Source organism: Gemmatimonadaceae bacterium (genome assembly GCA_016720905.1).
Classification (GTDB): domain Bacteria; phylum Gemmatimonadota; class Gemmatimonadetes; order Gemmatimonadales; family Gemmatimonadaceae; genus Gemmatimonas.
The window spans coordinates 57,189-70,701 of the sequence record JADKJT010000001.1 but is presented as its reverse complement, the minus strand read 5'-3'; the positions used below and the strand labels follow the sequence as shown (position 1 = coordinate 70,701).

General features: G+C 64.3%; 7 protein-coding genes. 3 read left to right on the top strand and 4 right to left on the bottom strand.

All coding sequences use genetic code 11. The features are described 5' to 3' along the window. Positions 1-20: 20 nt before the first annotated feature. A complete protein-coding gene (locus tag IPP90_00270; protein MBL0169151.1) occupies positions 21-2,123 on the bottom strand; it encodes an ATP-dependent helicase in 2,103 nt (700 codons plus the stop codon). Positions 2,124-2,673: 550 nt separating this feature from the next. On the opposite strand from IPP90_00270, the gene IPP90_00265 reads away from it, so the two are divergent. The 3 genes from IPP90_00265 (at position 2,674) to IPP90_00255 (ending at position 7,208) form a co-directional block, all read left to right on the top strand. Beyond that, complete coding sequence (locus IPP90_00265; GenBank protein MBL0169150.1) at positions 2,674-5,673, top strand: Ig-like domain-containing protein; 3,000 nt, start codon at positions 2,674-2,676, stop codon at positions 5,671-5,673. Beyond that, positions 5,615-6,574, top strand: coding sequence for a hypothetical protein (locus tag IPP90_00260; GenBank protein MBL0169149.1), 960 nt, complete (start codon positions 5,615-5,617; stop codon positions 6,572-6,574). Before IPP90_00265 ends, IPP90_00260 begins: the two co-directional genes overlap by 59 nt. A gap of 163 nt (positions 6,575-6,737) precedes the next feature. Further along, positions 6,738-7,208, top strand: coding sequence for a hypothetical protein (locus IPP90_00255; protein MBL0169148.1), 471 nt, complete (start codon positions 6,738-6,740; stop codon positions 7,206-7,208). 84 nt (positions 7,209-7,292) lie between these two features. Here the strand turns inward: IPP90_00255 and lipB are convergent, their stop codons facing one another. From lipB to IPP90_00240, 3 genes are all read right to left on the bottom strand, one after another. Next, positions 7,293-7,961 (bottom strand): lipoyl(octanoyl) transferase LipB, encoded by a 669-nt coding sequence (lipB, locus tag IPP90_00250; protein MBL0169147.1) that lies wholly within the window; start codon positions 7,959-7,961, stop codon positions 7,293-7,295. 66 nt (positions 7,962-8,027) lie between these two features. After that, on the bottom strand, positions 8,028-9,431 hold the full coding sequence (gene lpdA / locus IPP90_00245; protein MBL0169146.1) for a dihydrolipoyl dehydrogenase: 1,404 nt from the start codon (positions 9,429-9,431) through the stop codon (positions 8,028-8,030). 269 nt (positions 9,432-9,700) lie between these two features. Next, positions 9,701-13,480 carry a hypothetical protein gene (locus IPP90_00240; protein MBL0169145.1) on the bottom strand — a complete coding sequence of 1,260 codons (3,780 nt, stop codon included), beginning with the start codon at positions 13,478-13,480 and terminating at the stop codon, positions 9,701-9,703. Positions 13,481-13,513: the final 33 nt, after the last annotated feature.

Genomic DNA, 13,513 nt, shown 5'->3' with positions numbered 1-13,513 from the left:
GGTAGAGGGGATGAGGACCGTCAACCCTCCGGCAGTTTCCCGCTCCCGCCAAACCGTCCGCGCAGCAACGATCGCAAGTCGATAACCGGTTCACCGCGCAGCGCCGGGAGCTCGGGCGGCATGTCGGTTCCCAGCGTCACGCGCTGCATGGTGCTGCGCACGCCGGGATCGAGAAAACGCGACATCTGCCCAAAGGCAAAGTCGGCACCGGTGCGTGACGGATAGCTGTGCAGCGGATAGGTGACGTACAGTTGGTCGCGCGCGCGGGTCATCGCCACGTATAACAGTCGGCGCTCTTCATCCACCTCGTCTTCCTTGTCGGCGGTGCGCGCCATGGGAAAGATCCCGTCAGCCGCCCAGATCACGAACACCGCATCCCATTCCTTGCCTTTCGCCGAGTGGGCGGTGGACAGAATGAGCGCGTCGGATTCGTCGTCACCACCCACGGCGAGGTCCTGCGTATTGGCCGGCGGCTCGAGGGCCAGCGCGGCCAGAAACGTTGCGCGATCGGGGTAACCGGCGGCGATGACTTCCAGTTGATCCAGGTCGGCCAGTCGGGGAGGGGCGTCGTCGTACGTGGCCCTGAGAATGGGATCGTACAGTTGACGGACCAGGCGAATGGCTTCGGCGGGCGCCTGCACGTTCACGCGGCGCATGCCGTCCAGCAGGGCCGACAGCGCTTGCAATCCCGGTCGTGCGCGTGACGGCGCGCGGACGGCGCCGATGGCCATTGGTGCCCATCCGTGCTGGGCCAGCAGATCGACGGCGGCGCGCGCGGTGGCATCACCAACGCCGGGCAACAGTCTGAGCAGGCGATACCAGCTCACTTCGTCGAGGGGATTCTCCAGGACGCGCAGGAACGCCAGGATGTCCTTGACATGCGCCGCTTCGAGAAACTTCAGTCCGCCCCACTTCTCGTAGGGAATGCGTCGATTGGACAGTTCGATTTCGAGGTCAGCCGACAGATACCCGGCGCGAAAGAGGACCGCCATTTCGCGCAGCGGCATCCCTTCGTCATGCAACTCAAGAATGCGATCGACGACGAAGCGGGTCTGCTCGTGTTCATCGCGCACCGTGACCAGCCAGGGGGGCTCACCGCCGGTGCGCTCGGTCCACAGCTGTTTGGAGTAGCGTTCCCGACTGCGCGAGATGAGCGCGTTGGTGGTGTCGAGAATCCCGGGCACCGAGCGATAGTTGCGCTCGAGCGTGACGATGTGCGTGTCGGGGAACTGATGCGGGAAATCGAGGATATTGCGGATGGTGGCGCCGCGAAACGCGTAGATGCTCTGGGCGTCGTCGCCGACCACCGTGATACGGCCATTCGTGCAGAGCGCGCGCAGGATGCGTGACTGCAGCGGATTGGTGTCCTGGTACTCGTCCACCAGCACGTGGTCGTACTGGGCGCGAATCTGCTCGGCGATGGCCGGTGCCTGTTCCAGCAGCAGCGCCCACGACAGCAGCAGATCGTCATAGTCCAGCAGATTCCGCTCGGCTTTGCGGCGCACATAGTCGGCAAACAGCGGCTCGATGTCGCCCACCCAGGCCAGGAAATGCGGCCATTGCTCGCCGATCAGATCGGCGATGGGGCGATCGGTGTTGACCTGCCGCGAATACATGGACAGCAGCGTTTCGGCGCGCGGGAAGCGGGGGGCCGAGCGCGGCGCCTTGGACGAGTCGGCGTAGCCGAGGGCGGCGCGGGCGAGTCCCATGAGATCGGCGGCGTCGCCCTGATCGAGGATGGTGAAATCGGCCGGCAGTCCGGCGGCTGGACCGAAACGGCGGAGCAAGCGGTGGGCGATTCCGTGAAAGGTGCCGCCCTGGACCTGGAGCGAGGCCGTGCCGACCAGCCGCTGGCACCGGTCCAGCATCTCCTGGGACGCTCGACGAGTGAAGGTGAGCAGGAGGATGCGGCTGGCCGGGACGCCTCTATTAATGAGGTGGGCGACGCGATGGATGAGGGTGCGGGTCTTTCCTGATCCGGCGCCGGCCACAATAAGGAGAGGGGAATCGCCATGGCTGGCAGCCAGGGCCTGGGCGGCGTTGAGCGCCGGACCGAGCGCCTCACCCGAAGGCGCGGGGATTTCCCGGTGGGTGGGGAGGTGGATGCGGGTGAGGTCAGCCATTCCTTGAAGGTAATCGGGGAATGTTCGGTGTGTTTCGGAAACGGCCGCGGTGCCCGCCCTGTGACGTTTGTGCTGCCCCCCCCGTCCAAGGTGTGACCCATCGTTTTTCAAGGGGAATTCGTCCTCCGGTGAGGACAGGCAGGGGTGGCGATGTCGAGGTTACAGGTCTGTGATGGAGTCGAGAAGCGTTGGGTGGAATTTCCTGCTTGACCAGCCGGGGAATCCGCCCTAGCTTTGCGTCTTGGTATTCCAGCCTGAGTTCCGTGCGGACGTGTGTCCGTGGGACTCGGGCGGCTGTGTCGTCTTTAGGACGCATGGTGCAGGGATGTTGGTGCAGGACCTGATGGTGTTGTACGGCAGTGCGGGCATCGAGCCCTCACTACGGTGTGAATGCCAACCGGCCGCTCCCCGGAACGCGTTCAGTCCACAGTGAGACGTTTGATGAAGATCGTGTCCACTTGACGCGGTTTTTTCACTAGCGGTTTGTTTGCGATGGATGACCCGTCCCGACGCAAGCAGTTACCTACACGACCTCGTAAGAGGGGGATTAATGCAACTCTTTTCTCGGAAAAAGGCGCTCGTACTGAGCCTCGGCGCGTTGACCGCGCTGGGTGCTTGCGGCGATGACGTCACGGTGCCCGTAGCGCCGGATGCGCAGGTGGTTATTTCCATCACGCCTCCGAACGCGACGATGAACATTGGTGAGGCGCTGAACTTTGCGGTTCAGATCACCGGTGGTAGCAAGACGACCCCGCCGACGTTGACGGGTTGCTCGTCTTCGAACAACGCCGTTGCGACGGCCGCTGTGCAGACAGGTGCGTGCAGCGTAGCCGCCGTTGCCTCGGGCAACGTGACGATTACGGCGACGGCATCGACGGGCGGCCAGGCCGCGGCGTCGGTGACGGTTGCTCCGGCCGCCGCAGCAATCAGCAACCTCACGACCTCGCCGACCACGGCGAGCATCAGCGTTGGCCAGACCCTCACGATCGTTCCGAACGTGAGCAAGGCTGCCGCGTCGGTGGTTGTGACGTACGGCTACGCCACCAGCAACTCGGCCATCGCGACGGTGAATGCGACGACGGGTGCGGTGTCGGCAGTAGCGCCGGGTACCGCGACCATCACGGTCACGGCAAACGGTTCAGGCACGGGCTTCACGACGGCCGCCCTCACGGCGGGCGTTACGGTGACGGTCACGGCGGCTCCGCCGGCGTTGACGGGCATGACGGTTCAGCCGACCAACATCGATATGGCCGTCGGTTCGACGCGCCAGATTTCGACGGTGGTTTCGGCCGCGGCCGGCATCACGGCGCCGACCCCGACGTATTCGTCGAACAACACGGCGGTCGCTGGCGTTTCGGCGGCTGGCTTGGTGACGGCGGTGGCGCCGGGTAACGCGCAGATCACGGTGACGGCCACGTCGGCTGGCACGGCGACGCTCGCCGCGACCACGCTCACGCAGCTCGTGACGGTAAACGTTTCGCCGATCGCCAACCTGACGATCGCCAACGTCCGTCAGGGCCCGACGGTGACGTCGTATGACAACTCGATCAATCAGGAAGGCCTGATTGTCTCGAACAACGCGCAGGTCAACCAGCCGGTCGACATCGCCAACACGCGTGACCAGATCCAGGTCACGATCAACCTGCAGACCAATGGTCAGCGCGTTGACTCGGTGGTGGCCTACATCGCCGACGCGAACGGCCTCAACCGCCGCTCGGCCGCTCGTCAGCAGTTCACGAACGGCAACGCGAACACCAGCGACATCGAGTTCTCCATCAACACGGCCGATTTCACTGTCAACTGGGCGACCGGTGCGGTGGACGTGCTGTATCCGAACGGCCTGCGCATCATGTCCGCCTCCGTGTGGACGACTGGCCCGACGGGCGTCGTGTCGGAAATTCAGAACGCGGCCAACAATCGCGCGAACCTGAACTTCAACAACCTGGACAGCTGGGCGGCGCGTTACATCGCTCCGTCGCGTGTTGCGCAGGGCGGCGCGGGTTCCAACAGCAACCTGAACTGGTGGGGCGGCCCGGACGTTGCGGGCCAGGGCAACTGGACCATCGCGCCTGTCTTCTACACGCCTGGCCGTACGGTCAAGACCGTCACGACCGAAATGTCGCAGATCGGTGACAACGGTTCAGGCCTCCTGAACAACATGAACGGCAACGCCAGCATCTTCGCGATTTGCGGTACCAAGACGTACACGAACGCGAGCACGCTGCCGTGGAACACCACGTATGGCTACACGAACCTGCCGACGAACAACGTGAACTGCTTGGGCTACGAGCAGAACCCGTCAGTCAACGGCTTGCTCGACATGCGTGACCTGCCGACGCTGTACAACGTGATCGACAACAACAACAACCCGGGTCCGTTCATGCGTCGCCTTGCCGGCTACCGCACGTCCGCCTCGGTCGTGCAGCCGGCGCCGCTCCGCCTGGATTACCAGGTCACGAGCGTTGCGGTGAACACGAACCCGCAGGTCAACGGCGCCGAAGTCAGCTGGGCCAACGGCCTGTACAGCTTCGTGACGTCGACCGCCGAGTCCGACGCCGGTGTTGGTCTGCCGACGCCGCTTGGCCAGACGTACACTTGGACGGGTTGCACCACGGGCAACGGTGGCACGAACGTCGCGTTCGACGGTCTCGTGAAGGCGCTGGGCGCTGCGGGCGAAATCCCCGAGTGCTCCAATGACTTCCTGGGCGGACTCTTGGCCAACGGCCCGTACAGGGTCACAGCCTTCCAGCCTGACGTGCTTGGCAACATCGGAAGCGGCACCTCGCCGCGCTTCGGCGTCGACAAGCGGAACCCGGAACTCACGCTGGCCGACGAGCAGACGCTCGGCGCGCTGGGTGCGGCTGCTGGTTCCCGCATGACGGCGGCGGTTCGCGTCAATGCCGATTCCATCTTTGATAACGCGACCACGACGTTCTCGACAGTTGCTGCGACCCCCAGCTTGGCTGCGGCGACGGCGATCAACTCGACGAACGCGCTGTTCGGCGCCCGGTACCGCGATGAGCGCGCCGGCTTCCGTACGGACAATCATGGTACGCGTGGCCTGACCCGTTGGGCCCCGGCGGCTTCACCGCTGCTGAGCAACGTGTCGGTGTCTTCGCAGCAGATCACGTCGGGCACGCGCACGCTCAATTATGACGGCGTCGCGGGCAATCAGGAGTCGGTGGTTGATGCCTTCGATCCGACGTTCCGTCGCGATTCGATCGCCATCTTCGGCAACAACGGTGGCGCTGCGGCGACGCCGGGCTACTACTTCTACAACATCACCGTCATCGATCGCGCTGGTAACTTCAGCTCGGTCAACCGTACGGCAGCGATCGACATCACGTCACCGCAGGTGACTGGTGTGACGATCCCGGCCGTGCTCCAGGGTGGTTCGCAGCTCACGTTCAACCCGACGGGTTCGGACGACCTGGAAGCGCTTGACGGCGATCTGTTCCTGCAGTATCCGACGATGGCCAACGGTGGTGACGGTGTCGTTGATCCGCTCAACGCCGGCCAACGTGAACGGCCGTTTGCGCTACCGTCGTAACCACTTCGCGGATTGGCATGCGGCGTGGGCGGGTGCTTCGCGGAACGTCATTGTGACGAACTCGGATGGTCTGCTCTCGACGCCGTTCGGCCCGGGCGCGGCACTGTCCAGCAATGGCCTCCAGTTGCCGGTTGGCTTCTACCAGCGTTTGGAAGTGGTGCAGGTGGCCGTGGCCAACGAAAACCAGGGTCCGCATGGTCGTCCGCTGCAGGTGCGCATGCCGTCACAGCCTGACCTTGCTGCGATTGCCAGCCATGCGACGCTCACGACGCTCAACCAGTTCAAGGCGAACTTGCTTGGTGTCTATGCGTTCGATCTGCGCGCGGTCGGTTTCAACGCCTCCACGGCGGTGAACTTCCCGAACCGCGGTATGTCCAGCAATCAGGTTCCGGCCGGCGAGTCCGCCTACACCGAAAACCTGTTCGCTGCCAACATCACGCAGCCGACTGCGGTCAACTACTGGGGCACGATCGACATCGATCCGATCACCAGTGGCACGCAGAACCTGTGGAGCTGGTACTGCTTCAGCTTCGCCAGCAGCACGCTGGAGTGCCGCGCCGAAACGCGTACGGACGTCGTTAACTCGCCGTTCACGCGCGCTGACTACTACCGCTGGAAGGCCACTGCCAACGCCGGCTTGACCGTCGCTGACAACGTGCCGACCGCCGGTCAGTGGGTCTACCTCGGCTCAGTGGTTGCCAACGTCCCGACCAACCCGATCATCCAGGACCAGGGTGTGACGCGCTTCTGGCGCTTCCGCTTCACGTTCGCGGGCTTCGGAACGGCCAACAACCATCCGACCAACACCGAAGCGGCAATCGCGACGGGCGATATCATGCGCGTGATTGGTACCGACGCGGCTGGTAACGCGATCTCGACCTTGACCTACGTCCTGCCGTAAGGCACGGATAGCAGGTTGCAGTCAAACGGGCCCCGCCGCTTCCAGCGGCGGGGCCCGATTCGCATTTCAGAGACTCACACTGGGAACACCAATGCCGAGTCGTCGGGTACTAGATTTCGGCGCGTAGCCATTGCCTTTACCCGTTCACTTCTCCCAAAACGATATGCTCAGTTCCTTTGTTCGTTCTGTACCTCGTGTGCCCTGTCTGGCGCTGGCGTCCCTCACCCTGGCGCTTGTGCTCGGTGCCTGCGGTTCCGACGATGTTGGTGCAGCCCGCCTGAAGAGTCTCAAGGGCGGCACCGCGCGTGCCGAGGTACTCTCCACTATTGGCGAAGGCCAGATCAAGCCCGTTCAACCGGCCGATTCGTTGCGCATTGTTTCGGGCTACCGTGTGTCCAAGTACATGGCCGACGGCATGACCCATGAAGTACTGTGGTACCGCGACAGCACCGGCACGATGGAAAGCCCGATTGGACGTACTTCGGATACGCCGGTCGTGATCGTGAATGACACCGTCGCCGGCTGGGGGTGGAAGTTCTACGACAAGTACTCCGCGGCCCATAAACTCCCCAATCCCAGCAAGGACAAGGAGCGGCTGGATTCGATCTATCGGGCGCAGCAGCCGAAAAGCTGACCGTCGCACTTGATCAGCACAGAACGGGGGCGAATCGCTTGACGATTCGCCTCCGTTTTTCCATTGACATAGTGCGCGCCCCGGCTATCCGGCCGGCCGCACCGTGGCAAAGGAAAACACCGATGCAAATCCGGCAATCACGGCGTCGCGCACGACGTCCAACCCCGGATACGGCGCGCCGAGCATCTCGCACTCGCGTTTGACGCTGGTCATGGTCACCTGATCAATGCCGCACGGCACGATGTGATTGAAGGTCTTCAGGTCATTCTCGACATTGAGTGCCACACCATGCCAGGTGACCCAGTCGCGCGCATGCACGCCGATGGAGGCGAGCTTGCGGCCTTCGCGCCAAACCCCGGTCTGGCCTGTCTGTCGACCCGCCTCCAGCCCCACTGACGCGAGCGCATGCATGATGGCCGCTTCAACCTGACGCAGGTACCAATGCAGGTCTTTGGTGTGCTGTTTGAGGTCAAAGACGGGATACGCCACCAATTGACCGGGTTCGTGCACGGTCACGTCTCCGCCCCGTTCCACGTCGCGCAACTGGATGCCAAGCGATGTCAGCATGTCCGGCGCTGTCAGCAGGTGGTGCGGGTTGCTGCTGCGTCCCAGCGTCACCACCGGCGGATGCTGCACAAGAAAGAGCGTGTCGTGCGCCAGCGCACCGCTGATGCGATCGGCAGCGGCCTGTTTCTGCAGCGCCCACGCGACGTCGTAGTCGACCAGGCCGAGGTCGCGGACTTGAAGGAGCATCGAACTCAGTACCAAGTACCAAGTACTCAGTACTAAGTACTTGGTACTAAGTACTTGGTACTCTCCTTACGCATGCAGCATCTTGCCCATCGAATCCAGTACCGCCTCGCCGATCGCTTCGGACAGCGTCGGGTGCGCGTGGATGGCCAGATCAATTTCCTCGACGGTGAACTCGTTTTCGCGGGCGACCACCAACTCATGGATGATTTCCGTGGCGTGGGCGCCTACGATATGCGCGCCGAGTATTTCGCCGAATTTGGCGTCGCGGATGATCTTCACGAAGCCATCGGTTTCGCCTGACGTGCGGGCACGGCCGTTGGCCGAGAAAGGGAACTTGCCCACTTTGTAGTCGAGCTTCTTTTCCTTGCACTGCTGTTCGGTAAGGCCAACCGATGCCACTTCCGGATGGCAGTAGGTGCAGCTGGGGATGTTGCCGTAATTGACCGGATGCGTGGGCTGTCCCCCCAGCATGTCGGCCAGTACGTGCCCCTCGCGCGAGCCCTTGTGCGCCAGCATCTGGTTGCCCGCCACGTCACCGATGGCATAGTAGCCGGGCACGTTGGTCTCGAACTTCTCGTTGATCTTCACGAATCCGCGATCGCTCTTGGCAATCCCCAGCGCCTCCAATCCAATCTTCTCCACGTTGGGCGCGCGACCAGCGGCCACGAGCACCTTTTCCACTTCAAGCGTTTGCGTCGCACCGCCGGACTCGACCACCAGCGTGGCGCCGGTCTTGGTGACCTTGACGCTGGTGATTCTGGCACCGGTGAGGATATCGATCTTTCTCTTCTTGAACGCCTTGGTCAATTCGGCGCTGCAGTCGGCGTCCTCGATGGGCAGAATGGTAGGCAGCACTTCGATGATGGTGACCTTGGTACCGAAGGCGTTGAACACATCGGCGAATTCACAGCCCACGGCGCCACCGCCCACGACTACCATGCTCTTGGGCGCCGATTCGGCGACCAGGACCTCGTCGCTGGACAATACCACCGATTTGTCGAGTTCCAGGCCGGCCTGTGGCAGCCCGCGCACGCGTGAGCCAGTGGAAATGACCACGGCCTTTTTGGCTTCGTGGGTTTCCTTTTTGCCGTCGGCAGCGGTGACGGTGACTTTCTTGCCCTTTTCCAGCACGCCTTCGCCGCGAATCCAGGTGACCTTGTTCTTCTTGAACAGGAACTCGACACCCTTGGAGTTCTGGCCGCTGATGGCGCGAGAACGCTTCATGGCGCGGCCAAAGTCGAGGGTCATACCCTCGATGGCGATGCCGTGCTCACTGGCGTGCGAGAGCTTGGTGGCGAGGCTGGCGCTTTCCAGCAGCGCTTTTGCAGGTATGCAGCCCCAAAGGACGCAGGTGCCGCCCAGCGCTTCGCGTTCAATGACGGCGGTCTGGAGGCCAAGTTGGGCGCAGCGGAGCGCGCAGACGTAGCCGGCGGGTCCACCGCCAAGGATGATGACGTCGAAAGCAGCCATGGAGCGATGAGGGCAGATCGTGAATCAGTCGCGGAGTGTGAAAGCTACCACGTGGTACAACCGCGAGAGCTGCCCGAATGGCTGGAGCGGTGAAGGGTTTGAGCGGTGAGGGGCCGGAGGGGTGAGCACCAGAAGCGTTGAGCGTTGAGGGGTGAGCCGGTGAGGGCAGGACTGGGTTCTACCCTCGCCGGCTGGCCCCTCTAGCGCTCACTACCTTCAGTTGCTTGGCCCTCGGGTCTCTCCCGGCTCAACGGCTCGAGGCCAGGGTACTACCGAATGACGGACCGCACCCCGTCGGAGTACACCAGCTCCAACCTCCGCCCTCCGCTCACCACGGCATCGCCGGAGCGTCGCAGATACCCCATCACCTGACCCGTGGCGGCGTCGCGCACCATGGCCATGGGATATTGCGCGGCATTCCACCGCACGCGCATCCGGCCGGCGGGCGCCGCGTCGACGACCGACTGCGGATCGGGCATGACCAGCGCCTGTGCGGCACGCGCGTTGCGTGAGAGCTTGGCGGAGACGGCGCTGGCACTGGCGCGCGAGGCGGTCAGCAACGGCGTGCGCACGTCGCGTACCCGCAGTTGCGATAGCGCCTGCTCCAGCGACGCACTCCACGGAAGGATCACCGAGAACTGCCGTTCGTCATGATCCGTCACGTGGTCGACCTTCTCGGCCGTGATGGGCAGGTCCATCAGGATGTTTCCGTCGGCGTCCAGCGCTTCCACGAAGTGCGTGGGGCGCGCGACTGCTGAGGTGCGCGGCGCGGTCACGCGGAACGCCGGTTCCAGGAGGACCTTTCCGTTCACGACGCGGCCCCAGACGAGCAGTCCGTCACCGTTCGTGTTGGCCGACGCCTCAAGCCCGGACGCTTGCCGATAGGTCATCACCTTGGTCCAGTTGTAATCCGAAACCCACTTCGGATTGCAGTACCCCATGATGTCCTTGGTGGTGGTGGTGATCAGCGCATTCGTCGTGCTGTTCCACCCGAACACGCCGATCTCACCGCCAGCGTATGGATAGGACGCATCCGGCCCCGCCGCGCCGCCGCATGGGGCGTGCGGTCGATTGAAGTTGTGACCCCACTCGTGCGCGGCGACGCCATCTCCGCTGGGGAGGTAGTCCCATCCCATGGCGGCACGGCCCGGCACATAGCCGTAGCCGGCCACGCCGCTGTTGTATCCGACCTTCACCACACCGTAGTAGTGCGTGGTCGCCGGCGCTCCGTCCACCGACCGCAAGGTGTTCATCTCACTGAGCACGGTGAGCCACTTGCCATTGGAATCGTCCGACACGAGGGTGTCGGCGCTGGAGGTGAACGGCGCGCGCACGTCGGCGCTGACATCCAGGATGGGCCAGATGAGTCGCGTCGTGGTGAGGAACGAATTCATGTTCCCGACGGTGACGTTGCCGGTTTTGCTGCCCACGGTGACCGGCACGAAGCGCACGTTGAAGGTCGGCACCGTGTTGACGGTGAGCGTCTGCGGCGTGCCGTTGCGCGGCCAGATGTTGTTGGTTTCGTCGGCTTCGACGACGGCGTTGGTCGGATCGATGTCCACCAGCACGCGCGTTGCCGCGCGCACATTCGCCCCGGCAATGACCACGTTCCAGGTGGAGGTGAGCGTGCCTTCCGCCAGCGATTCCGGCACGCCCGACGCCGGGCCGGTGAGCGTGAGTGTCTGCAGCAGCGCGGCGCCGTCGTACACGCGCGCGCGCACCGTGGGTGTGAGCACATTGGCCCGATCGGCGTGCGCGAACACGCGCAGCAACGCATCACGCCCGGCGACCATCGCCACACTGCCATCGGGTTTCTGCGTGGCCTGGGTGAGGTAGGCCTGATCGAGCACCAGGTCGATAAACGCCGACACGGCCGTGTACGCCACGGTCGCACTGCTCTGCACGCCGTTGCTGATGGTGACGTTCTGCGTGGTGGGCGCCGGCGTATACGTGGTGCCGCTGGCGCTGACATTGGCCGCAGTGAGTGTGTAGTTGCCGACGGCGAGGCCGGCCAATGTCGTGCTGCCGGTGATGTTGACGGTTTGCGGCCCGGTGAGTGTCACCGCGGCGTTCGTCCCGCCGGGCAACCCGGACACCGTCACCTGCAGACTGCCGGCACTGGCCACCGCCGTGTACGCGACGGTGGCTGTGCTTTGCACGCCATTGGTGATGGTGATGTTCTGCGACGCGGGGAGCGGCGCATAGGTGGTGCCGCTGGCGCTGACGTTGGCAGCGGTCAACGTGTAGCTGCCAACGGCCAGCACGGCGATGGTGGTGCTGCCGGTGATGTTGACGGTTTGCGGTCCGGTGAGGGTCACCGCGGCGTTTGTCCCGCCCGGTAACCCGGACACCGTCACCTGCAGACTGCCGGACGTCACCACGGCCGCATAGGTGACGGTGGCATTGCTCTGCCCACCGGTGGTGATGGTGATGTTCTGGCTGGACGGCGACGGGGCGTAGTTGGTGCCCGAGACATTCACGACGGCGGCAGCCAGTGTGTAGCTGCCTGATGCCAGCGTGGCGAGGGTTGTGCTGCCGGTGATACTGACCGTTTGCGGTCCGGTAAGCGTCAGCGCTGCATTGGCCCCTCCGGGAAGTCCCGCGACGGTTACCTGCAGGCTGCCCGACTGGCTCACGTAGTGCATGTCCACCGAGTCGCGACCACCAATGGCGACGGCGCGATTGACTGTCGCTGGCGTCACGCTGTAGGTGAGCGGAACCGACACGAATGACGCGGCCGTGACCACATAAGGTCCGGCGGCTGTCGCGGAAAAGACCGTGGTGGCGGCAATCGTTCTATCGAACCCGTAGGGACCCGTGACGCGTACCGATCCGGTGGAGCCTCCGGGCACGCCCGTCAGCGACACCACCAGTGTACCGGTGACGGCGGAGTAGGCGACCGTGGCTGGCGCGGCGGTGACGGACGGAGAAACCGTGACCTGCTGTGATGCCGTCGCCGGACGCCATGCGAATCCGCTGCGCACCACCGAGTCGGCGCTGACGGTATACGTGCCGGGCGCGAGATCGGTGAGCGTGGTGGTGGCAGTCAGGGCACGCGAAAATCCGGCTGGACCGGTTACCGTCACGCTGCCAGTGGCGCCCTGTGGCAGGCCGGTGACGGCCACCGCCAACGCCCCCGTCGATTGCGCGTAGGCCACGGGTAAGCGGAGCGTGTCGCCGGCGCTCACGGTGGTGTCACGGGCAGCCGGTGTCGGTATGAAGGTGAAGCCATTGGCCGACACGTTCGACGCGGTGAGACGCCAACGTCCGGCCAATACGGGAACCAGACGGGTCGTCCCGCCAACCGGAATCACGGTGCCAGTGGGTGAGGTCAACGAGATGGCCGACGAAGTGCCGCCCGGCAGACCGCTAACGGTCACGTCCACCGCAGCCGGCGCCAACGCGTAGGTGACCGAAGCGCTGGCGGCCACGGCGGAAGCGCTGATGCCGATGGACAGGTTCTGCACGTCCGCGCGCAACGTGCCGGCACTCGATCGGACGTCGCGCACGGCGATTGTGTAGAGCCCCGGTCGGAGCGCGGTGAGAACGGAAGATGCCGTCACCACCCGGGAGAAGTTCTGTCCGGTCACGAGTACGTCGCCGGCGGTACCGGACGGAAGTCCGAGGACGGCGAGTTGGAGGCTACCCGAGGTCGGAGTCCACACCACGCGCGCCGAGCCTACCGAGCGCGCGGGCACATTGACGGTAACGGTTGCCGGCTGCGGTTCGTACACAACCCCGTCGATGGTCACGCTGGACGCGCTGAGCACCCAGTCACCGGCATCGAGCCCCTCGATGGTTGAGGTGCCCGTGGCGGTGCGCGAGCTGGCCCCTCGTGACAGGCGTACCTGGCCGGAGGTCCCGGCAGGCAGCCCGTCGAATTCGAGCGCGATGCTGCCCTGTTGAACAGGCGCGGTGGTGTCCTGACAGGCCGTGGCGGCCAAGAGGCCGCCCAGCAGCAGGAATGGCCGCACGCCGCGCAAGACATCCGCGAGATGTCGTGAGACGCCTCGGGCCAGGAGAGCGAACGGGCGGGGCAGCGATCGCATCACAGGGAGGCGCTCCAGCAGGGTGTGCGAGGG